Source organism: Mesorhizobium sp. M0145 (assembly GCF_040322355.1).
Classification (GTDB): domain Bacteria; phylum Pseudomonadota; class Alphaproteobacteria; order Rhizobiales; family Rhizobiaceae; genus Mesorhizobium.
Genome location: NZ_JAMYTK010000014.1, coordinates 83,790 through 104,905, shown reverse-complemented (window position 1 = coordinate 104,905; position 21,116 = coordinate 83,790). Strand labels below are relative to the sequence as shown.

Below are 21,116 nucleotides of genomic sequence, written 5' to 3'. Positions count from 1 at the left end.
AATGGAAACCAGGGCCAACTACGTCATTGTCGGCATTTTCACGCTGGCCGCGATCCTCGCGGCTTTCGCTTTCGTCTATTGGACGGCGGCAATCGGCGAAAAGGGTGAGACGACGGTGCTGCGCGTGCGCATTCCAGGCTCCGCTTCGGGGCTCGGCCGTGGCAGCTTCGTGCTGTTCAATGGCGTCAAAGTCGGCGACGTGCGCCGTGTCTATATCGACGTCGACAATCCGACCGCTGCTATCGCCGACACCGAAATAGACCGGAATACGCCTATCACCAAGTCGACGCAGGCCGATATCGGGCTTGCCGGCCTCACCGGCCAGGCCAACATCGAGCTCAAGGGCGCCGACCCCAAAGAGCCAAAACTTCTCGACGAGGCGGAAAAGGAAGGCCGTGTCGCCGAGATCGTTGCCAACCCGTCGGCGGTCACCAACCTGCTGCAGACGGCGCAGAACATCTTCACCCGCGCCGACAAGGTCCTTTCGGAGCTCGAAGGCTTCACCAAGGATGTTCGCGGGCCGCTGACGCAGACCGTCAACAATGTCCAGACCTTCTCCGATGCACTGGCCAGGAATGCGGACGGCGTCGACAAGTTCCTGGCCAGCGTCAGCTCGCTGGCGGACGAACTGAAGGGTGTTTCGGGCAAGCTCGACGGCACCCTGAAGGCGGCGGAAGGGCTACTCAACGCCGTCGACAAGGACCAGATCAAGAGCATCGTCGCCAATGTCGACACGGTCACTTCCAACCTCAAGGAAACCAGCAAGCAGTTCGACGCGGTCATCAAGAACGTGGACACCGCGGTAGGCTCGATCAACGAGTTCGCCCAGAAGACGCAAGGCACGCTGGCCAAGGTCGACGGCGTTCTCGACGGCATCGATCCGGCTGAAGTTCGCACCGCGCTGGCCAATATCCAGAAGGCCAGCGAAAACGCCAATGAAGCTGCCGCCGACATCGCCAAGGTGACCAACAAGTTCGCCAACCGGGCCGACGACATCGACGAAACCATCAAAGACGCGCACCAGCTCGCAGGACGCCTCAACGATGCCTCGGTGCGAGTCGACGGTATCCTTGCCAAGGTCGACAAACTGCTCGGCTCCGGTCAGGCCGACGGCGTCATGGCCGATGCCAGGGCGACGCTCAAATCGTTCAAGCAGGTCGCCGACACGCTGAACGCCCGCCTCGGCACCATCACCGACAATCTGGCGCGGTTCTCGGGACAGGGGCTGCAAAACGTCGAATCGCTGGTCCAGGACAGCCGTCGTTCGATCAACCGCATCGAAGAGGCGGTGACCGACCTCAGCCGCAATCCACAGCGGATCCTGTCCGGCGGCGAGGGTGAGGTCCGGCAGTTCGACGGCAGGGTGCGCCGTTGACTTCGGCCTGCGCCCACCGCAAGAACATAGCTTGCGGATGCGCGTTGTTTCCACGATCCGGGGGGGATCGCGTTTGAAGTCGATCAGTTCAGGCAGCGTCAGATCGAGTGGGTTCAAGACCGGAGCGGCACTGCTGGCGCTTTCGCTCGCCGGCTGCGCGGCGCTGGGCGGCAAGCCGGCGCCGCTGGATACGTTTGAGCTTTCGGCGCCGTCGCTGGAAGCGCGTGCCCACAGCCGTCGCCAGATACTCATCGCTCAGCCATCGGCGCTCAAGGCGCTGGACAGCCAGAACATCGTCATTAAGCCATCGCCGCGATCGATCCAGTATCTCAAGGGCGCGCAATGGGCCGACCGGCTGCCGATGATCGTACAGGCGCGGCTGGCAGAGACGTTCCAGCGCTCGGGCAGCTTCACCGGCGTCGGCAAGCCAGGCGAGGGGCTGGCGATCGACTATCAGGTGATCGTCGAGATCCGCTCGTTCGAGGTGCGTGTCGACGGTGGCGAACATGCCGAGGTCGAGCTGTTCGTGCGCCTGTTGAACGATCGCAACGGTGAAGTGCGCGCTTCGAAGACGTTTAGCGCAATCGCGCCCGTTTCGGGCAATGGCAACCAGGCCTATGTCGGCGCGCTCGATGCCGCGTTCGGCGATGCGGCAGGGCAAATCGTCCGCTGGACGGACACCGTGATCTGACACAGCCGGAACTGCCGGCACGGCACTCTACAGCGCCAATGGAATTCAGTACGGCATGAAAAAGGCGGGAAATCCCGCCTTTTCGTTTGTTCTCTGTCGCCCGCTTAGTGCAGGCGGCCGCTGGCGTGGGCCAGCATGGTGTAGACCTTGCCGGTGTCCGACGTCAGGTAGGTCTGCGCCATGATGTTGTCGCGGTCGTTGCGCGACACGTCCTTGAGCAGCTTTTCGAAATCGTCGCAGTAACGATCGACAGCAGCGCGGAACTCCGCCTCTGACTGATATTTGCGGCGGATCTCGTCGAACGTCTGCTGGCCCTTCAGCGTGTAAAGTCGGCGTGTGAAGACGTCACGCTCGCCACGCCGGTAGCGGTTCCACAACTCGATCGACGCATCGTGATCGATGGCGCGTGCGATATCGACCGAGAGCGAGTTCAGCGATTCCACGACATGAAGCGGCGAACGCGCAGCGGGAGCCGGGCGCGGCGCTTCGGCAGGCGCTGCCGGCTTGGCGTCGTCTTCGCGTGATGCACCGGTCAGGAGGTCACGCACCCAACCGCCCTGCGGCGTGCGGCCGTTGGGGTCGCGCTGGCGCGGCGCTTGGTCTGCGGGACGTTCGAGGTCGAGCGTGCCGCGCAGCGCCGTCTCGCCCGAAGGCGCCTGCGGTGCACGGCGCTGTTCGGGAGCCGGAGCCGGGCGACGTGGCGGTTCGGCGGGGCGTGCGGCAGGCGCTTGCGGCGCCGGACGCAGGTTGCGCTGTTCCGAACTGTCGGCGCTGCGGCCAGATTTCGCAACGATTTCAGAAAGTTCCTTCAGCGCGTTGATCTGCTCTGAAACGGCACGGCGGATAGCCGTGGTTGATTCCTTTGCCTCTTCCGGCATCTCGATGACGCCTTTCTTAAGCTCGGCCCGGGTGAGGTCGAGCTCGCTCTTGATCGAGCCGGCGGTACGCCGCATCTCCTCGGTCGCATCGGCAAAGCGCTTGGTTGCCGAATCGACCACTTCGGAAATCGCGGTACGGATCTTGTCGGCGGATTCCAGCGTCTTGCCTTCGGCGTTCTGCAGCGTCTGGCCGACCAGATTCTCGAACGAGCGCATGACCCTTTCGAGATCTTCCGACTTCTTGACAAGGCCGACGGCAAGGTCCTCCAGCGACGATTGCCTTTCGAGTGTGTGCTCAAGATTGCTCTGGGCCGAGCTCAACAGGTCCGAGGCACTGGAAAGCAACCGGCTGTGCTCGTCGAACTTGGTGGCGATTGAAGCAACCTCGCGCAAGGTCGACGACGACAGCTCGGTGAGCCGCGTCGTGTTCGAATCGACCAGGCGCGCCGAGCTGGCGAAGGTCTGCGCGGTCTTTTCGGTAGTCGCTGCGAAGCTTTGCGTGCTGCCGGTCAGGCGTTCGTCGACCTGGCCGAGATTGGCCGCCGCCTGCTCGATCAACTGACCGAGCTGCGAGCTGGAGGTGGTCATGCGGCCGATGAGGTCGGCAACGCTGTCGGCAAGCGTCGAGCGCGCGCCTTCGACGGCCGACAGCGTTTCGGCCGTGCGGCTGGCGAGGGCGTCGACGAGGGCGGCGTTTTGAGTGCGCAGCTTCTCGGTCGCACGTTCGGTGACCTCTTCCATGCTCTTTTGCAGCTCGGAGCCGCCCTGGGCGAAGCGCTCGACCAGAGGCCGTGCCGTCTCGTCCAGGATTTTCGATATTTCGGCCGAACGTGCCGCAAGCATCGTATTGAGCTCGCGAGTATTGGCACCGATGGACTTTGCAGCGTCATTGGTGCTCTGGCCGATATGCTGGCCGACCGCGGTGAAGGTTTCGGCGATCGAGTTGGCGCGCGAGACCAACTGCGCCTCGGCATTCGAGACCTGTTCATTGAGCTTTTGGCCCATTGTCTCGGCGGAGTAGGCGAGGCGGTTCTCGACGCTGGCGACCTGCTCCTCGACGCGGGCCGCAGTGGCAGCAGCACTCGATGCCAGGCGTTCGTCGGCACCGGCAAGCAGTTGCTCGATTTCACGGGCATGGACGGCGAGTTCCTGGCCAGTCTGCCTGGCGCGTTCGGCAACCCGCTGCTCGGTGCTGGTGAAGGCACCGACAATGGTGTCGGCATGTTCGCCGATTGCGGTGCTGCTGTCGGCAATGCGGGACACCAGACGATGATCCGCCTCCTCGAAGATGCGGCCGATCTCGGACGCACGGGCCGAAAGTGCTTCGGAGCCTTCGGCAATGCGCGAAATAAGTTGCTGGTCGGCGGCATCGAAAATGCGGCCGAGATCCGACGCACGTGCCGCGAGAGCTTCGGCGGATTCGCCGATGCGCACGCCCAGCCGCTCGTCGGCTGTTTCGAAATTGCGCAGGATGTCGCCGGCACGTGCAGCCAGCGACTGGGCCGTTTCGATGGCGCGAGAGACCAGCCTGTGGTCCGCCACGTCGAAGGTGCCGGCAATCTCACTTGCTCTGGCTGCCAGCTGATCGGCCGTCTCCTGGGCACGCGCGAACAAGGTGTTCGACGTGTCGTCGGCGCGGGCAATCAGTGCGCTCGACGTATCCTCGGCGCGGGCGGCGAGGCGACGATCCGCCTCTTCAAAGGTGCGGGCGATGTCCTCCGCCCTGGCGAGCAGGGCGGCCGAGGTCTGCTCGGCGCGCTCGGCGATCTTGCGGTCGGCATCGCTGAATGCCGCGCCCGCCTGCTCATGCAGCGCGCTGGTAACTTCCATGACCTTCTCGCGCAGCGCGCCGGCGACGAAGACCGCGCTTCTTTCGAGCACACTGCGCACGTTGTCGACACCCGTCGACAGCGCCCGCTCCATTGTGCTGGCGCGCTCTTCAATGATGCCTGTCTGCCGGCTGAACGCCTGCTCGATCTTTTCTACGTCCGCAGCGATCGCATCGGAGATGTCGGTGCTCCTGGCGGCGATCTGGTCGATATGGCCGGACAGCGAACGGTCGACATCCTTGCGCGTTTCGGCGAGCCTGGAGAGATCGTCCTGCAATGCGCGGGTCAGCATGTCGCGGCCCTCGCTCAGCTTGCCGACATGACCGGCGACGATCTCGTCGACTTCGCTGCGGCTCATTGCAAGCCTCTCCAGATCGGCTTCCAACGCGCGCCTGAGGATGTCGCGGCCTTCCGCCAGTTTCTCAACCTGGCCGGCAACCAGCCCATCGATGCTCGAGCGGCTTTCCGCCAGCTTGGCGAGATCGTCCTCGAGCGCCTTCGACAGGGTCGAGCGGTCCTGGACGAGCTTCTCTGCGTGGGTTGCGACAAGGCTGTTCACGTTGCCGAGATCGGCTTCCAGCGCACGCGAAAACTGCGCGCGATTATCGGTCAATAGCTGCGACTGATCGGCGATGGCGCCCCTGATCGTGCTGAGATCGGCCTCCAAGGCGCGCTTGAGGATGTCGCGACCTTCGGCCAGCTTCTCGACCTGGCCGGAAACCAGTCCGTCGATGCTCGAGCGGCTTTCGGCCAGCTTGGTAAGATCGTCTTCCAGCGCGCGCTTGAGGATGTCGCGACCCTCGGCCAGCTTCTCGACCTGGCCTGCGACCAGCCCGTCGATGCTCGACCGGCTCTCTGCCAGCCTGGCAAGATCGTCCTCGAGCGCCTTTGACAGGGCCGAACGGTCCTCGGCGAGCTTGTTCATATGTTCGGAGACGACGCCCCGCACGGTCTCGAGATCGGTCTCTAGTGCCCGCGACAGCTGACCACGATCCTCGGCCAGCTTCTCGGATTGGCCGGCGATGACATCCTTGACAGTGCTCAGATCGGCTTCGAGCGCACGCTTGAGGATGTCGCGGCCCTCTGCAAGCTTTTCGACCTGGCCGGCAACCATCACATCGATGCTCGAGCGGCTTTCGGCCAACTTGACGAGATCGTCTTCGAGCGCCTTCGAAAGGGTCGAACGGTCTTCGGCGAGCTTGTCCATGTGATCGGAGACAACGCCCCGCACAGCCTCCAGGTCGCTCTCCAGTGCCCGCGACAACTGGCCACGGTCTTCCGCCAGCTTTTCAGACTGGCTGGCGATGACGCCCTTGATCGCGTTCAGGTCCGATTCAAGCGCGCGCTTGAGGATGTCGCGGCCTTCGGCCAGCTTCTCGACCTGGCCGGCAACCAGCCCATCGATGCTCGACCGGCTTTCGGCCAGCTTGGCAAGATCGTCTTCAAGCGTCTTCGAAAGCAGGCTGCGGTCATCGGCGAGCCTGCCAGAATGATCGGCGATCAGGCTCCTGATGTCGGACAGGTCGTTATCGAGTGACTGGGAAAGCCCGCTGCGGTCTTGCGCCAATTTCGCCGAATGAGCCTCGATGAGGCCATTGATGCCGGCGATGTCGGCTTCCAACGCACTGGCGAGTATGGCGCGACCCTCGGCGATCTTTTCGACTTGACCGGCGACGAGGCCGTCTATGCCGGCGCGACTCTCTGCCAGCTTACCGAGGTCGGCCTCGAGCGCGCGCGAAAGAATGCTGCGGCCTTCAGCGAGCTTGCCGACGTGTCCGGCAACCATTTCATCAATTATCGTGCGGGCTTGCACGAGTTTTCCAGAGTCTTCGTTCAAGGCCTGGGCAAGCCTGTTGCGACCCTCTTCAAGGCTTTCGAGATGGCTGCCCAGCGAAGCGTCGATCGCTGCGCGCGATTCGTTGACCTTGCGCAGGTCCTCTTCAAGGGCGCGCGAGATCAGGCCGCGGCCTTCGGCTAGCTTCTGCACCTGGTTGGCCACCGCTGCGTCGATTTCGGCGCGACCTTCGGCGAACTTCGCCAGATCGGCCTGCATTGCCGCCGCCATCCGGTCGCGGCTTTCGGAAAGCTTGCGGCTGTGGTTCTCGACGGCTTCCTCGATGCCGGCGCGAGCATCGGCAAGCCGCTGGATGTCCGTATCGAACGAACGCGATACGACATGGCGCGCCGCTTCCATGCGCCCGGCGAAATCGCCGGCGCGGGCTTCAAGCATGGTCGAGGTCGATGAAATGATGTCGGCCATGTCGGCGCCGATCTGGGTCTTGCCCTGATCGATCATCGCCGACAGCGTCTCCCTGCTATCCTGGAAGGTGTGGGCGATTTCGCGCGCGCGCTCGACCAGCGTCTCGTTGATCTGGCGTGCGCGAGCCTCCAGCGCGGCGTTGAGCTTCTGCGTGCCGGTGTCGAGCGCCTCGGCGCGGGTCTGGAACTCGCTGATCAGCGCCTGGCCACGTTCAGCAAGCGTCCGCTCGATGCCGTTGAGGCTGGCTTCGAATTCCGAATTGAGTGTGCGGGCGGCACCGCCGAGCAGCGACACCATGCCGCTCGTGCGGTCGTCGAGCAGGTCGGTCAGCGACCGCGTCAGGCCATCGGTGGTGTCCGTCAGCTTGGCGATCCGGGTGTCGAGCAGGCTGGCGAAGGCCTCGCCCGACGTCGACAGCCGATCGGTGATCGATTCGAGCCGGCCTTCCACCGAATCGAAGATCGACATCGAGCTTCCGTTGATCCTATCGATCAGCGTGTCGCCGGATTCGTTGATCGTCATCGACAGCTTGGTCGAGGCGTTGAGAATGCTGTCGCGAATGATATCGCTGGCGGCGTTGATCTCGTCTTTCAGTGTCTCGTGGGCGCCGGTGATCGAGGCGCGCACGCGCTCGGCATGGGTGACGACCGCTTCGCGCTCGCTGCCCAGCCCGTCGACCAGCGAGCGGATGCGGGACTCGTTCTCTGAATAGGAGCGCTCGATCTGGTTCACCTCGCTGTGGACCAGCGTTTCGAGCTCGACGGCACGCGCAAGCGTGCGTTCGATGCCTTCGCCCATGGCTGCCACCTCGCGGCGAACCGCTTGGCCGATCATCATGACGCGATCCTGGGCAAGATTTTCCGGCTCGGCCAGACGGAAGGCCACCTCGGTCATCGACTGCGCGGCAAGGCGCATCTCCTGAGCGCGGCGAATCATCACTGCGAATGCCCAGAACAGGATGACGGGCACGATTGCCGCGACCGCCAGGCCGATCAGCTCCGGACGGGCGAAAAACTGATCGAAGGTGCGGATGTTCCAGATGCCAGGTCCGAACAACAGGTTCGCAAGGCCGCCAGCGCCGGCGATCCAGGCCAGCGAAACGAAAGCCACGACCCAGTAGATCGTGTTCGAGGCGCGCCGATTGAGGGTGTGCAGGAGCGTCTTATAGTCTTTTTGACGATCGTCGTTGGCCGGCGAGAAAGCTGCCGGCTGCGAGCCATTGCGCGTTGCGACAGGACGCAACTCAGCCGGCTTGGCCTTTGGCGCGGGTTTTGCGATCTGGCTTTGATTGGCGGCAGGTGCCGCGTTCTGGGTCTGGTCCGGGGCAGGCGCTTCGTTCTGGCTGCGACCTTCGCGCGCCAACTCGTCGGCGGCTTGCGATATTTGCGCTTCGAGATCTTCCATGGATGCAGCCATGTCGAAGTCGCCGCCGGCATCGCCGCTCAGATCGATATCAAGTGCCTTTTCAAGTTCCCTGGCTACGTCGCTGTCGAGCGTTCTTGTCGTCGTTGGTTTCTTCGCCATGCCTTCGCTACCCTGTACAAGCTGCCGCGGGACTTATGGTTCTGCTTATTGATTCTGCCTAGCGTGTCCCGCGCAGGAGGCTGAAAATGGACCTGTCGTATCGTAATGACACAGCCGGGTAAAGAAAACATGCATTCCGCCCGATACGTAAAACTTTAAATATAAGGTTAACACAGCCGTGATTCCGGCGCCGTTATCGCGACATTTTTCCGGGCCAATCATTAACCCGTTGTCCACCGGATACGCCTAGTTTTTGCGGCGGTCGAAGAACGGAGTCTCAAAGTGATACGTGGCGAAAACGGCATTGCGTTCTCGATGCCCGGCGGCGACGTGTCGGGGACAGCCGGGGCGCGGCCGATCGACCTGGCGCATCTTGCGCGCCAGACGATGGGCGATCGGAGCCTCGAGCAGGAGGTGCTGGCTCTGTTCGTGCAGCAGGCGCTGTCGGTGCGCGACAAGATCGTCGAAGCGGATGTTAGGCAGCGGCTGCTATTGGCACACGAGCTCAAAGGCTCGGCGCGCGGGGTCGGCGCCTTCGCCATTGCCGATTGCGCCAGCGCGATCGAATGCCGGCCCGAAGACGCCAGCACGCTGAAGCGGCTTGGCTCGCTGATCGAAGAAGTGCGCGACTTCGTCGCCGCCATCAGCCGATAGCGCTTATTCCCAAAACGCCACACAGCGGCGCTTTGGCGCCGCAGTTGACTTGTCCGGCAGAGTGATTATGTCGGCTCAGACTCCCTTCAGGTGACAAATGACCAAGCTGACCTTCATCGCCCATGACGGCACGCATTTTGACGTGGATGCCGAAAACGGCTCGACCGTCATGGAAAATGCGATCCGAAATGCGGTGCCGGGAATAGAAGCGGAATGCGGCGGCGCCTGCGCCTGCGCGACCTGCCATGTTTATGTCGACGAAGCCTGGACGGCGGAGGTCGGCGAGCCGGAAGCCATGGAAGAGGACATGCTGGATTTCGCCTACGAGGTCCAGCCGAACTCGCGGCTGTCATGCCAGATCAAGGTGCGCGACGCCCTCGACGGGCTGGTCGTGCGCGTGCCGGCCCGCCAGGGCTGAAGCCGATTTTTGCGGCTGCCGCTTGGCAGCGGACCAATGGTCATGCAGTGTCGCGCCGTTTTCCCATAAAGGCGCATGCTTCATGACCGCTATCACCAAGACGGACGTACTCATTGTCGGGGCAGGGCCTGTCGGCCTGTTTGCCGTATTCGAGCTCGGCCTCTTCGACATGAAGTGCCATCTGATCGACATCCTCGACCGGCCCGGCGGGCAATGCGCCGAACTCTACCCGGAAAAGCCGATCTACGACATTCCGGCTTGGCCCTCGATCTCGGCGCAAGGCCTGGTCGACAAGCTGCTTGAGCAGATCGCGCCGTTCAAGCCCGAATTCACCTATAGCCGCATGGTTTCGAGCCTGGAAAGATTGGAGGACGGCAGCTTCCGCGTCATTACCGACGAAAACGAGGTGTTCGAAGCCAAAATTGTGGTGATTGCCGCCGGCGGCGGTTCGTTCCAGCCGAAGCGCCCGCCGATTCCAGGCATCGAACCCTATGAAGGCAAGAGCGTGTTCTACTCGGTGCGCCGGATGGAGGACTTTCGCGGCCACGACCTCGTCATCGTCGGCGGCGGCGATTCGGCGCTCGACTGGACGCTGAACCTGCAGCCGGTTGCCAAGAGCGTGACGCTGGTGCACCGGCGGCCCGAATTCCGTGCAGCGCCCGACAGCGTCAACAAGATGTATGCCATGCAGGAGATGAAGCAGCTGGAATTCCAGGTCGGACAGGTGACTGGCCTGACCGGCGCCGACGGCCAGCTCGCCTCCGCCACCATCAAGGGGCCGGAGGGCGATATCGAAGTGCCGTGTACGCGGATGCTGCCGTTCTTCGGCCTGACGATGAAGCTCGGCCCAATCGCCGAATGGGGCCTCAACCTCCACGAGAACCTGATCCCGGTCGACACCGAAAAATTCCAGACGTCGGTGCCCGGCATCTTCGCCGTCGGCGACATCAACTGGTACCCCGGCAAGCTGAAGCTGATCCTGTCGGGCTTCCACGAGGTCGCCTTGATGGCGCAAGCGGCCAAGCGCATCGTCAGCCCCGGCGAGCGCATCGTTTTTCAGTATACGACCTCGTCAACCAGTCTGCAGAAGAAGCTCGGCGTGATCGACTGAGCCTCGCCATATTTTCGTCGGGCCGGTCTACTCCGCCAGGGCTGGAGCCACAGCCTCGGCATGGCCGCGAAGCGTTTTCTCCTGCATCAGCCAGAGCGTGATGAGCGACAACAGCAAGATCGCGGCCGCGGCAAGAAAGATCATCACGAACGGCATGGCCGAGGCGATATGGCCGGCCGGCTGCGTGCCTTCGCTGGCCAGCGGCAGCCCGCAACCAAGGGCGACGGCACCGAGCATAGCGACGCCAAGCGCGCTGCCCAGCGAGCGCAGGAAGGTGAGAACGCCGGTCGCTACGCCAAGGTGCATGCGATCGACGGCGTTCTGGACCGAGACGGTGGCAACCGGAAAGGTCGTGCCTGTACCCAGGCCTACGCAGGTCGTCAACACCTCGACGAGCAAAAGTGAGGCATGCCCGGCGACCAGGCTGAGCACGCCGAGGCACAGGATCGAGAAAACAGTTCCGATCATGGCAATGCGCTTATAGTGGAAAAAGCGCGGGATCATTCGCGCGCTGAATGTCGCACCGGCCACCGTGCCGAGCATCAGCCCAAGCAACGCGGTGCCCGATTGACTGACCGACAGGCCGACGACCGATTGCAGGTAGACCGGCAGATAGACCGACAGGCCGACATTGGCGGCCTGCAGTAGGAACATCGACAATGTGCCGGCGAGAACGATCGGATTGCCGAGCACTTCGAGCGAGATCAGCGGTTCGGCCGCGCGCATGAGCCGCAGCGCGAACGCGCTCCAGAACACCGCCGAGCAGGCGAGCAGTCCAAGGATTTCAGGCGACAGCCACGGATACTCGCTGCCGCCCCAGTTCAAGGCAAGCAGCAGCAGCGAGGTGGCCGCGACCAGAAGCAGCGCGCCGAGGCCGTCGATGCGGTGATGTTTTGCGGCGATCGGCAGCTTCTTGAGCGGGTTGTTGATGATCGCCATGGCCAGCAGGCCGAGCGGAATGTTGATCCAGAAGATCAGCGACCAATGCAGATGTTCGGCGAAGGTGCCGCCGAGGAGCGGCCCCGCGATGCTGGCGACGGCCCATGTGCCCGAGATCCAGGCGGCGTATCGGGCCCGCTCGCGCGGCGGCACGAGGTCGCCGATCACGGTCTGCGTCAGGGCGAACAGGCCGCCGCCACCGGCGCCCTGGATCGCCCGGCCGACAACCAGGACCAGCATGTTAGGGGCCGTGGCGCTGACCAGCGAGCCGGCGAGAAAGATCAGGATTGCAGCATAGACGGTCGGCCGGCGACCATAAATATCGGAGATCTTGCCGTAGAGCGGCGCCACGGCGGTCGCGGTCAGAAGATAGCCGGTCACGATCCATGGCAGATATTCGGCATGCCCGAGCAGACGGGCCATCGTCGGCATCGCCGGCGCGACGATGGTCTGGTCGAGCGCCGCCAGCAGCATCGACAAAAGCACGCCGCCGATGATGGCGTTTTTCTCGGTTTCGGTCAGCGGCGCGCTGGTTTCCACCATCGTTTGCTTGTCGACAGCCTGGTCCATATCCGTTCATCCATTATGCCTGCGTGCACGTCCGCGACGGGCTGGGAAGCATCTAGGTACGCCGATTGGCGTTTGCCGGAGGCTGATCCCTGCGAACCTGGCATATGTCGTTCGCTATAGGCCGATTTCGACAGCGGCTCGAAAGTTTTCCGAAGCTGGCACTATGTTTCGGCAAAATTGGCTTTGTCCGACGACGCGGAGTTCAGCCGGGAGCGAGCCGGCCGTTCTCAATGCGCTCGATGCGATAGTGCAAAAGCCGCAGGATGCGGCTTTGGAAATTGGCGCTTTCGACGCGATCGAAGCGCATCTGGTCCTGGTCGTGTTTGGCAAGCATGGCCGCAGTGATTTTTGCGGCCTTGGCCTTTGCCAGTTCGCAGGTCTTTTCCGGGTAGCTCGCCTTCAAGGCGTCTTCTAGTTCGCGGCCGTGGTTCTTGGCAATCTCGACGTGGCGTTCCTCATGGCGCTTGATGTCGGCGGACAACGTATCCCAGAACAGCCTGACGCCGGCATCGGCTTTGCGCGGGCGGCGCCACTCAGGAAGGATGACCTTGACCTTGACGGTGACGACAGCGTCGGCAATCCAGCACGAGCCCGGCTTTTGCGCATAGCTGACGCGGGTGGTGAACGCCATCTGGGTAGCTCCCGGATGCCGCGACCCGGTGCTTTTCACCTGAGGCCCGAGTTTCGACAGCTGGGTCTCGATGTCGTCGAGCGTCCTGCCGCCGATCGGGAAATAACTATATGTCTTGACGAGAGTTGCAGCGCCGGCCGGGAATGCGGTCAGAGCGAGCATCAGGGCGCAGAGGAGGGATCGTTTCATCGTGTTGCCTCTTTCCCCACCTTGCTTTACCGCCGTCCTCGGCGCAACGGAATTGATCCCCCGCCACGCCGCGAGATCGAACATGGTTGATGGGCAATGATGACAGGGCGATGGCAATTGGCGCACGGACGCCATCTCGACCTTGGCGGCAAGGCCGTGGTCGTCGGCATCCTCAACATCACGCCGGACAGTTTTTCCGACGGCGGCCTGTTCGATGCGCCGGAAAAAGCAGTGGCTCAGGCGCGCCGCATGGTCGAGGAGGGGGCCTCCGTCATCGACATCGGCGGAGAATCGACACGTCCCGGGGCGTCTGCGGTCTCCGCAAAGGAAGAGCAGGCTCGCATATTGCCGGTCATCGAGGCGCTCGCGACGTCTGGCGGAACGCTGATCTCGGTCGATACCTATCGCGAGGATACGGCCCGGCTTGCCGTCCAAGCCGGCGCGCATATCGTCAATGACGTCTGGGGCCTGCAGCGCGAACCGGGCATTGCCCGGGTCGCGGCCGAAACCGGCGCTGGCCTTGTCGTCATGCACACTGGACGGGACCGGCAGAAACTGCCCGACGTGATTGCCGATCAGCTCTTCTTCCTCAGGAAGTCGCTGGAAATCGCGCGGCGGAGCGGTGTTGCCGACGACCATATCGTGCTCGATCCGGGCTTCGGCTTTGCCAAGGAGACGGCAGCGGAAAATCTTGACCTGATGGCACGGTTTTCCGAGCTTCATGCGCTGGGTTTTCCACTGATGGCCGGCACATCGCGAAAGCGCTTTATCGGCACCGTCACCGGCCGCGACGCAGCCGCAAGAGGCGCCGGGACCGCGGCCACCAGCGTTATCCTGAGGCTCAAAGGCGCGCATCTCTTTCGCGTCCACGATGTCGCAATCAACGTGGATGCGCTGGCCATCGCCGATGCTATGCTGGCACGTGAGATCGGGGAAAGCTGAGCCATGTATGTCATCCGCATGAAGAACTGCGCCTTCTTTGCCCGGCACGGTGTGCTGGACGAAGAAGAGACGCTCGGCCAGCGCTTTTATGTCGATGCGGCACTCACGGTGGATCCCGGGCAGGCGCTGGTCGAGGATTCCATCGAGGACACCGTCAATTACGGCATCGCCTTTGCGGTCATCGAGAAGATCATTACCGGCGAACGGCGCTTTCTGATCGAAGCGCTGGCGCTCGAAGTGGCGAGGGCGCTGACGGCGCGGTTTCCGCAGATCAAAAAGGCCGAAATCACCGTGCGCAAGCCAAACGCCCCGGTGCCGGGTGTGCTCGATCATGTCGAGGTGACCGTTGTCTGGCCAGAATAGTAATAACAACAACACCGTCTATCTCAGCCTTGGCGGCAATCTCGGTGATCCGGCGAAGTCGATGGCTGCGGCACTGGGCATTCTGGATGCCAACGAGAGAACGCGCGTCGTTGCCGTTTCGTCGCTCTACCGCACGCCGCCCTGGGGCAAGCTCGATCAGCCGGATTTCCTCAACGCGGCGGCCGAAATCTCGACCGCGCTCGCGCCACGGGCTTTGCTCGACCTTTGCCTCGACGCCGAGCGAAAACTGAAGCGGGTGCGCGAGGAGCGCTGGGGTCCACGCCTGATCGATATCGACATTCTGGTGTTCGGCGACCGCATCATCCACGAGACCGGACTGGAGGTGCCGCATCCGCGCATGCTGGAGCGCGCCTTCGTGCTGGCGCCGCTGGCAGAAATTGCGCCGGAGCTTGTGGTCGACGGCAAAAGCGTATCGGAACGGCTGGCCGCCGTCGACACATCGGGCATTGAACGGCTGCCGTCAGGCCGGGATTGGTGGAAAACCTGACGCTGCCGCCATCGGTGCCTGAAATCAGCCGGAGAACCCACCTCCGTCGAGGAACATTTGTTCGTCCGGTGTCGTCTCGCGGCCAAGCATCCTGTTTCGATGCGGAAAGCGGCCGAAGCGCTGGATGATGTCGCGATGCTCGATCGCATATTTCAGATAGATCGGGGCTTTGGCGGCGGTAAGCTCTGCCGATTTGAGCTGATCGGCGAGGTCCTCCGAATGCTCATAGGGCAGATAGAGAAAAACGCGGAGCTCTTCGTCGAGTGCCAGGTCATGGCCGGCAGCGATCGCTTTCCCGGCGAAATGCCGCGCCAGCGGGTCCGTGGCGTACATGTGGCCGGTGGCGCGAAAGCAGTTTCGCGGAAACTGGTCGAGCAGGATCATCAGTGCCAGCGACCCTTCGGCGTGTTCGGACCAGCCGTCGCATTCGCGGCGGGCGGCGGCAAAGTGCAGATCGAGAAACCGGGTGCGGAAGTCGGCATCAAAGGCGTCGTTCTTCTCGAACCACGCGTCCTCCCCGGCGTCGCGCCAGAATCTGGTGATGGAGACAGCGCGCTCGTCCAGTTCGTTCATCATTCGCGTCTTTCCAACGTTTAATCGGCCGGTTCGGATTTCTGCAGCACGCCGGCGGTCTCCTCGTTGAGCGCCTGGCCCACGCGCCGTGGCGTGCTGAGCGGCGTCGGGATGGGGGTGCCGATATTGCCTTTGAGGAAGCGCCGCCCGGCGCGGATGCCTTCTGCCTGTTGAAGTTCGAAACGGGCAGCATCGCGGCGGCGGACGTCCTCGACTACCTCGGCGACCTCTTCCGGATCGACGCCGAGAGCTTCCAGTGTCGAGCCGCCGAAGACAAGCGCCGATTCGAACGTCTCGCGGAGCTGATAGTCGACGCCGGCACGAATGAGCTGCAACGCCGTGCCGCGGTCGAAAGCCCGCGCCAGCACCGTCAGCAACGGAAACTCCGCCTTGATGAGCTCGGCGATGCGCACGGCGGCATCGGGCTTGTCAACGCAGATCAGCACGGCGCGTGCGCGCCCGGCTCCCGCGGCACGCAGGATGTCCAGCCGCGTGCCGTCGCCGTAATAGACCTTGAAGCCGAAATCGGCCGCTGCCTGGATCATCTCGACCTCATTGTCGATGATCGAGACGTCGATGCCGCGCAACAAAAGCGGCTGGCTGGCGATCTGGCCGAACCGGCCAAAGCCGATGATCAGCACGCTGCCGGTCAGGCCGTCGGCGACATCGACGCCTTCAAGCGACTGCTCGTCGCGTGGCGTCAGATACCGCAATGCTATGATCGCTAAGGGCGTCAGCACCATGGAAATGATGACGATGGCGGTCAGCATCGCATTGGCCTGGCTATCGATGATACCGACAGCCGCCGCTGCGGAATAGAGGACGAAGGCGAATTCGCCGCCTTGCGCCATGAAGACCGCGCGCTCGAGCGCTTCCCGGTGGCCGGTTTTGAGAATGCGGGCGACGATATAGATGCCGATCGCCTTCATCATCATGTAGGCGACGACATAGATGGCAATGAGCTGCCAGTTGACGACGACCACATGCAGGTCGAGCGACATGCCGACGGCGAGGAAGAACAGCCCGAGCAGAATGCCGCGGAACGGTTCGATGTCGGCCTCCAGCTGATGGCGGAAGGTCGATTCCGACAAAAGCACGCCGGCCAGGAAGGCGCCCATGGCCATCGACAGGCCGGAAAGCTGCATGGCGAGCGCCGACCCGAGCACGACCAGAAGGGCGGCTGCGGTCATCACCTCACGGGCGCGCGCATCCGCCAGGATACGGAAGAACGGATTGAGCAGATAGCGTCCTGCAAGCACCAGCCCGACGATCGCGGCAAGGCCGATGCCGACCTCCGTCAACCGATCCGACAGGCTCATATCGGCGCCGCCCGGCGCGAGGAAGGCGATCAGCGCCAGCAATGGCACGATGGCCAGGTCTTCCAAAAGCAGGACCGAGACGATGCGCTGGCCCTTGGGCGTGGCCAGTTCGCCGCGTTCTTCCAGCAATTGCATGACGATTGCCGTCGAGGTGAGTACGAAACCGGCGCCGGCGACGAAGGATTGCGCGATCGGGAAACCTCCCGCAAGGCCGACGCCGGTCAGCAGGACCGCGCAGACGCCGACCTGCAGCGCGCCAAGCCCGAAAATCTCGCGGCGCAGGCCCCATAGCCGTGACGGCTGCATCTCCAGCCCGATGATGAACAGGAACAGGACGACGCCGAGTTCGGCGACATGAAGAATGGCTTCCGATTCGGAAAAGATGCGCAGCCCGAACGGACCGATCACGACGCCGGCCGTCAAATAGCCGAGGATGGAGCCAAGTCCCAAACGCCTGAAGATCGGCACCGCAACGACGCCGGCGGCGAGCAGCGCCACCACCTGGATCAGATCGCCGTTCGATGCCTCTGCCGCCATGCCTGCCGTTCCGCTCTCTTGCAACAAGCGGCCAAGATAGGGGCTTCGGGGCGGATCGAACAGTGCGAATCCGGCGCGTTGTGAAGGCGATATTGCAGGCGCACTGAACAGGATAATGGGCTCCCGCGCGTTGCTTGTTCCAGCAATCCGGCGCTAAGGACGCCCGGCTTCGGCCAGTGAAGGGCGAGCGACGATCAAGTCGCGGCCCTTTTTTGAGGAGATGACTGACATGAAGACGTTTTTGCTGCTTGCCGTTGGCATCGCGGCACTTGCCGGTTCTGCCTGTTCGAAGGCGCCGGAGTGCACGACCGAGATGCTGACCAAGAAGGCCCAGGACATGACTGCGGCACTTCAGGCTGCGATTACCAAAAATCCGGCCAAGGCAGCCGACCTCGGGGCCAAGGTCCAGGCGGTCACAACCAAATATCAGAGCGGCACGACAGCGGCTGAGGCCTGCAAGGCCTATGACGAAGTGATTGCCGCGATCAAGGACTGAGCGCCCATTTGCATGTCAAAGAGGGCGGCGCCGTTTGTCTGCCGCCTTTTTTCATGCCGGGGCTCAGTTCGGAGAGATGGAGCCAACTTCTACCGTATCGACCCGCTTCAACTTCATGCCGATGACCGGGACCAGCTGCTGGTCGACGCGCACGGCAACGGTCACCGTCATCGAATTGTCCTCGGGGACAAGCGCCTGCATCACGCCGCGCAACTGATTGCGATTGATGGTGAAAACCACCTTGTGCACATCGACGACATTGCCGCCGATAATGTCGAGGCCGGAGCCGGCGGCCCCGCCCATAAAGCTGCCCTTGTAGCCCTGCCGGCCCTTGTGTTCGATCGTTGCCGACATCTGCTGGGTGAACATGCCTACCCGGCAGCCGCCGTCGAGCGACATGCCGACCTTGCCGTCAGGCGTCGAGCCGATGAAGCTGCAGGTGAATTTCGTGCCCTTGTATTTGCCGGCAACGATTTCCCCGGGGCCGACCCATTTGCCTTCGACCGATCGAAAGAACTGCTTGTCCGGTTCCGCCGCCGAGGTCTTTCCGGCAATGCCGACGGTTGAGACAAGCGCGAGCGCCACGGGCAGCCCGCTGGACAGAATAACGCTTTTCATCGACGACACCCGGCAACAAAGAGACTGGTTTGGACGCTTCCGACCATGGACAAGATTGGTTAATGCTTTGTCACCCCAAGGCAATAGTCACGTTCCGGAAGCGGATGTTTCTTTTTCTTTCTTTGCTGCAAAGGAGGTCAGCGCGGAGAGGAAATCGCCCAATCCGGGCCGCCTGACCGCGTAAAAGGGCAGGGGCCTTGCGGTTTCCATCGCTGCAATGCCGATGCGCGCAGTCATCATGCCGTTGACGACGCCTTCGCCGAGCTTGGCCGAGAGCCGGGCGGCAAGGCCGTGGCCGACGATCTGCTGGACGAAACTGTCGCCGACGGCGATCGACCCGGTGACCGCGAGATGGGCCAGAACGCTGCGCGCCAGGCGAAAAAAGCCAAGCGTGCCGGGGCGGCCGCCATAAAGCTCCGACAGCCGGCGAATCAACCGGCCGGCTTCGAACACGACATAAGCGACGTCGACCAGCGCGCGGGGGCTGACCGCGGTCACCAGGGAGACGCGCTTCGCCGCTTCGAGGATCATCACCCTGGCGCGGGCATCGAGCGGGCCGAGTATCTCGATCTCGGCCAGCCGTACCAGATTGCCGCCGTCAATGATCTCGCCGCGCAATTCGGCCAGCGAGCGCCTGCCGGCCGCGGTTTCAGGCTTGGCCGAGACAAAGACCGACAACTCGTCGACCACGGCGCGGGCGGCCTTCGGATCGTCACGGGCAATCGCATCGAGCGCCCGCTTCTGCAACTTTTCGACCTCGGCAAGGCGGGCAATCGCCATGAATTCGCGCACGAGGATGATCAGAAGCGCCAGGATGGCGATCGCGGCCATAGCGGCAGCCAGCCAGCCCAGCCACTCGGCGCGCTCGAACAGGTCGCGAATCAGCTGGTCGGTCCAGAGGCCGACGGCGAACGAAACCAGAACGCCCAGCGCGCCGAAGAACAGGCTGCCAAGCGGCGAACGTTTTCGCGGCGCAATCGCCGGCGGCGGTTCGGCAGCGACGATATCAGCCTCGTCGAAGACGTCGATCTCCGCCGGTGTGACCACGGCAAGATCCGCCGTCACGGTACGCGGCTTTCGCGCCGGCGCGGCCTCGGACGCAGCATGGTGAGCCGTCGAATCTTCCTTCTGCTGGGGCTCCGGCTCTATGCGAAAGGCCGCCGGTCTGCGGGGCGCACTCATGCGAGATGATCTCCGATCAGGAACTGCAGCGCGCGGTCGAGCCTGATATGCGGCAGCGACAGCGTGACGCCCTCGGCGGTGCGCTCGAGTTTCGGCGGGCGAAAGCGCACGAAGCGGATCGCGGGGTCGTCATTGTTCTGCCGGCGGGCCGATTCGGAAACGTCGAATAACGCATCAACTTTCTCCGGCAAGTCCCCGGGAAATATGGCTGTTTCGGTCTTTCCGTCAAAGGTTTCGCCGTTGATTTTTTCGCCGCGCAATGGCGTGCCGATAATGACCGGCAAAGTCTCGCGGCCCTGCTTGACCGTGCCTTCACGGGTCGCGCGCATGGCCGCCATGGCGACGACGTCGACGTCGGTGCCGGTGAAATTCGCCCGCGCCACGGCTCGGTCGGCTAGCCGCCGCACGATGGCCTGCAGGCGGTCGTGGCTTTCGTGGTGCAGATGGTCGGCCTTGGTCGCGGCCACCAATATGCGGTCGATGCGCCTCGAAAACACGTCGGTCAGGAAGTTGCCCCGGCCGGGCCGGAAACAGGACAGGATTTCGGTGACCGCGCGCTCCAGATCGGCCATCGCACCGGGGCCGGCATTCAATGCCTGCAATGCGTCGATGAGCACGATCTGGCGGTCGAGACGCGTGATGTGTTCGCGAAAGAACGGTTTGACGACATGCGTCTTGTAAGCCTCGTAGCGCCGCTCCATCATAGCCTGCAGCGATCCCGAGCGGGCGCGCCGGCCGCCCAGATTCGGCAGCGGCGCGAAGGTGAGAGCGGGCGAGCCTTCAAGATCGCCGGGCATCAGGAAGCGGCCGGGCGGCAAGGTCGAAAGCGCCCGCTCGTCGAGTTTGCAGGCCTTGAGATAGGCCGCGAAGCTCTCAGCGAGACGGCGCGCCGTCATCTCGTCGGCCTCGGCGTTGGGGTCGACCGGATTGGAGAGCGCCCGCCATTCCCGCGAAAGGTCGACACGCACCGGCAACACGGCCATCTCGAAGGCCTCACGCGAAAAATCGGCGTAGGACTTGCCGAGCAGCGGCAGGTCGAGCAGCCATTCGCCGGGATAATCGACGATGTCGACCGACAATTTGCCGGCGGAAAACATGCGGCTCCAGCCAGAGGCCGATTCGTATTCGATGGTGAGCCTCAGTTCGGAAATCGCACGCGTCGAATCCGGCCAGATGCGGTCGTCGACAAGAGCTGCGATGTGATCCTCGTACAGGAAGCGTGGTACCGCGTCGTCCGGCTGCTCTTCGAGAAAAGCCCGGGCGATGCGCCCAGATTTTTGTGCCTCAAACAGCGGCAAGCGTCCGCCATGGACCAGATTGTGCACAAGGGCCGAGATGAACACCGTCTTGCCGGCGCGGGACAGCCCGGTCACGCCAAGACGCAGCGACGGAGCGAAAAGCCCGGCAGCGCGGCCTGACAACGTATCCAAGGCAATCTTCGCCTCGTCGGTGAAAGTCGTCAGCGATGATGCCAAAATCTGTTCTCGCGGGCCGGTCAGGATCCGATAT

General features: G+C 63.2%; 17 protein-coding genes. 9 read left to right on the top strand and 8 right to left on the bottom strand.

Annotated elements, in window-relative coordinates:
* Position 1: 1 nt before the first annotated feature.
* Both NKJ28_RS20420 and NKJ28_RS20415 read left to right on the top strand, forming a co-directional pair.
* Positions 2–1,375 carry an MlaD family protein gene (locus tag NKJ28_RS20420; protein ID WP_352636782.1) on the top strand — a complete coding sequence of 458 codons (1,374 nt, stop codon included), beginning with the start codon at positions 2–4 and terminating at the stop codon, positions 1,373–1,375.
* 37 nt (positions 1,376–1,412) lie between these two features.
* A complete protein-coding gene (locus tag NKJ28_RS20415; protein WP_352502487.1) occupies positions 1,413–2,066 on the top strand; it encodes an ABC-type transport auxiliary lipoprotein family protein in 654 nt (217 codons plus the stop codon).
* 104 nt (positions 2,067–2,170) lie between these two features.
* Here NKJ28_RS20415 and NKJ28_RS20410 read toward each other — a convergent pair whose 3' ends face one another.
* Positions 2,171–8,557 carry an apolipoprotein A-IV repeat region-like domain-containing protein gene (locus NKJ28_RS20410; protein ID WP_352636781.1) on the bottom strand — a complete coding sequence of 2,129 codons (6,387 nt, stop codon included), beginning with the start codon at positions 8,555–8,557 and terminating at the stop codon, positions 2,171–2,173.
* Between the two features lie 285 nt (positions 8,558–8,842).
* Here NKJ28_RS20410 and NKJ28_RS20405 point away from each other — a divergent pair, with 285 nt between their 5' ends.
* The 3 genes from NKJ28_RS20405 to NKJ28_RS20395 all read left to right on the top strand — a co-directional run bounded on the left by NKJ28_RS20405 (position 8,843) and on the right by NKJ28_RS20395 (position 10,740).
* Positions 8,843–9,211 carry an Hpt domain-containing protein gene (locus NKJ28_RS20405; RefSeq protein WP_352636814.1) on the top strand — a complete coding sequence of 123 codons (369 nt, stop codon included), beginning with the start codon at positions 8,843–8,845 and terminating at the stop codon, positions 9,209–9,211.
* A gap of 97 nt (positions 9,212–9,308) precedes the next feature.
* Positions 9,309–9,629, top strand: a complete 321-nt coding sequence (locus NKJ28_RS20400; RefSeq protein WP_023674833.1) for a 2Fe-2S iron-sulfur cluster-binding protein — start codon at positions 9,309–9,311, stop codon at positions 9,627–9,629.
* A gap of 82 nt (positions 9,630–9,711) precedes the next feature.
* Positions 9,712–10,740, top strand: coding sequence for an NAD(P)/FAD-dependent oxidoreductase (locus NKJ28_RS20395; RefSeq protein ID WP_352593543.1), 1,029 nt, complete (start codon positions 9,712–9,714; stop codon positions 10,738–10,740).
* A gap of 27 nt (positions 10,741–10,767) precedes the next feature.
* Here NKJ28_RS20395 and NKJ28_RS20390 read toward each other — a convergent pair whose 3' ends face one another.
* Both NKJ28_RS20390 and NKJ28_RS20385 read right to left on the bottom strand, forming a co-directional pair.
* A complete protein-coding gene (locus NKJ28_RS20390; RefSeq protein WP_352636780.1) occupies positions 10,768–12,249 on the bottom strand; it encodes an MDR family MFS transporter in 1,482 nt (493 codons plus the stop codon).
* A 202-nt stretch (positions 12,250–12,451) separates the two neighbouring features.
* The gene (locus NKJ28_RS20385; protein ID WP_023674836.1) at positions 12,452–13,069 is read right to left on the bottom strand and encodes a DUF922 domain-containing Zn-dependent protease; all 618 of its coding nucleotides are present in this window, start codon (positions 13,067–13,069) and stop codon (positions 12,452–12,454) included.
* Between the two features lie 96 nt (positions 13,070–13,165).
* Between NKJ28_RS20385 and folP the strand changes: the two genes are divergently transcribed.
* The 3 genes from folP to folK are packed head-to-tail and all read left to right on the top strand — an operon-like array spanning position 13,166 to position 14,882.
* On the top strand, positions 13,166–14,011 hold the full coding sequence (gene folP / locus NKJ28_RS20380; RefSeq protein ID WP_352568756.1) for a dihydropteroate synthase: 846 nt from the start codon (positions 13,166–13,168) through the stop codon (positions 14,009–14,011).
* Positions 14,012–14,014: 3 nt separating this feature from the next.
* Entirely contained in the window at positions 14,015–14,374 is a 360-nt protein-coding gene (gene folB, locus NKJ28_RS20375; RefSeq protein ID WP_352568755.1) for a dihydroneopterin aldolase, read from the top strand.
* Positions 14,358–14,882, top strand: coding sequence for a 2-amino-4-hydroxy-6-hydroxymethyldihydropteridine diphosphokinase (gene folK / locus NKJ28_RS20370; RefSeq protein ID WP_352455684.1), 525 nt, complete (start codon positions 14,358–14,360; stop codon positions 14,880–14,882). The genes folB and folK overlap by 17 nt, the downstream gene beginning before the upstream one ends.
* 24 nt (positions 14,883–14,906) lie before the next feature.
* On the opposite strand, the gene NKJ28_RS20365 is transcribed toward folK, so the two are convergent.
* Positions 14,907–15,458, bottom strand: a complete 552-nt coding sequence (locus NKJ28_RS20365) for a DUF924 family protein (RefSeq protein WP_502894566.1) — start codon at positions 15,456–15,458, stop codon at positions 14,907–14,909.
* A gap of 17 nt (positions 15,459–15,475) precedes the next feature.
* Positions 15,476–17,311, bottom strand: a complete 1,836-nt coding sequence (locus NKJ28_RS20360) for a monovalent cation:proton antiporter-2 (CPA2) family protein (protein WP_352636778.1) — start codon at positions 17,309–17,311, stop codon at positions 15,476–15,478.
* A 229-nt stretch (positions 17,312–17,540) separates the two neighbouring features.
* Here NKJ28_RS20360 and NKJ28_RS20355 point away from each other — a divergent pair, with 229 nt between their 5' ends.
* The gene (locus NKJ28_RS20355) at positions 17,541–17,807 is read left to right on the top strand and encodes a hypothetical protein (protein ID WP_352568752.1); all 267 of its coding nucleotides are present in this window, start codon (positions 17,541–17,543) and stop codon (positions 17,805–17,807) included.
* 63 nt (positions 17,808–17,870) lie between these two features.
* On the opposite strand, the gene NKJ28_RS20350 is transcribed toward NKJ28_RS20355, so the two are convergent.
* From NKJ28_RS20350 to NKJ28_RS20340, 3 genes are all read right to left on the bottom strand, one after another.
* On the bottom strand, positions 17,871–18,425 hold the full coding sequence (locus tag NKJ28_RS20350; RefSeq protein WP_352636777.1) for a hypothetical protein: 555 nt from the start codon (positions 18,423–18,425) through the stop codon (positions 17,871–17,873).
* Positions 18,426–18,512: 87 nt separating this feature from the next.
* Positions 18,513–19,607: a YcjF family protein gene (locus NKJ28_RS20345; protein ID WP_352568750.1), complete on the bottom strand. Its 1,095-nt coding sequence runs from the start codon at positions 19,605–19,607 to the stop codon at positions 18,513–18,515.
* Positions 19,604–21,082, bottom strand: a complete 1,479-nt coding sequence (locus tag NKJ28_RS20340) for a YcjX family GTP-binding protein (protein WP_352568749.1) — start codon at positions 21,080–21,082, stop codon at positions 19,604–19,606. The genes NKJ28_RS20345 and NKJ28_RS20340 overlap by 4 nt, the downstream gene beginning before the upstream one ends.
* Positions 21,083–21,116 lie beyond the last annotated feature (34 nt).

What these genes read in the sequence shown, in the direction of transcription:
- NKJ28_RS20420 (WP_352636782.1), top strand. Translation starts at nt 2, where the DNA reads ATGGAAACCAGGGCCAACTACGTCATTGTCGGCATTTTCACGCTGGCC.
- NKJ28_RS20415 (WP_352502487.1), top strand. Translation starts at nt 1,413, where the DNA reads ATGCGCGTTGTTTCCACGATCCGGGGGGGATCGCGTTTGAAGTCGATC.
- NKJ28_RS20410 (WP_352636781.1), bottom strand. Translation starts at nt 8,557, where the DNA reads ATGGCGAAGAAACCAACGACGACAAGAACGCTCGACAGCGACGTAGCC.
- NKJ28_RS20400 (WP_023674833.1), top strand. Translation starts at nt 9,309, where the DNA reads ATGACCAAGCTGACCTTCATCGCCCATGACGGCACGCATTTTGACGTG.
- NKJ28_RS20395 (WP_352593543.1), top strand. Translation starts at nt 9,712, where the DNA reads ATGACCGCTATCACCAAGACGGACGTACTCATTGTCGGGGCAGGGCCT.
- NKJ28_RS20390 (WP_352636780.1), bottom strand. Translation starts at nt 12,249, where the DNA reads ATGGACCAGGCTGTCGACAAGCAAACGATGGTGGAAACCAGCGCGCCG.
- NKJ28_RS20385 (WP_023674836.1), bottom strand. Translation starts at nt 13,069, where the DNA reads ATGAAACGATCCCTCCTCTGCGCCCTGATGCTCGCTCTGACCGCATTC.
- folP (WP_352568756.1), top strand. Translation starts at nt 13,166, where the DNA reads ATGATGACAGGGCGATGGCAATTGGCGCACGGACGCCATCTCGACCTT.
- folB (WP_352568755.1), top strand. Translation starts at nt 14,015, where the DNA reads ATGTATGTCATCCGCATGAAGAACTGCGCCTTCTTTGCCCGGCACGGT.
- NKJ28_RS20365 (WP_502894566.1), bottom strand. Translation starts at nt 15,458, where the DNA reads ATGATGAACGAACTGGACGAGCGCGCTGTCTCCATCACCAGATTCTGG.
- NKJ28_RS20360 (WP_352636778.1), bottom strand. Translation starts at nt 17,311, where the DNA reads ATGGCGGCAGAGGCATCGAACGGCGATCTGATCCAGGTGGTGGCGCTG.
- NKJ28_RS20355 (WP_352568752.1), top strand. Translation starts at nt 17,541, where the DNA reads ATGAAGACGTTTTTGCTGCTTGCCGTTGGCATCGCGGCACTTGCCGGT.
- NKJ28_RS20350 (WP_352636777.1), bottom strand. Translation starts at nt 18,425, where the DNA reads ATGAAAAGCGTTATTCTGTCCAGCGGGCTGCCCGTGGCGCTCGCGCTT.
- NKJ28_RS20345 (WP_352568750.1), bottom strand. Translation starts at nt 19,607, where the DNA reads ATGAGTGCGCCCCGCAGACCGGCGGCCTTTCGCATAGAGCCGGAGCCC.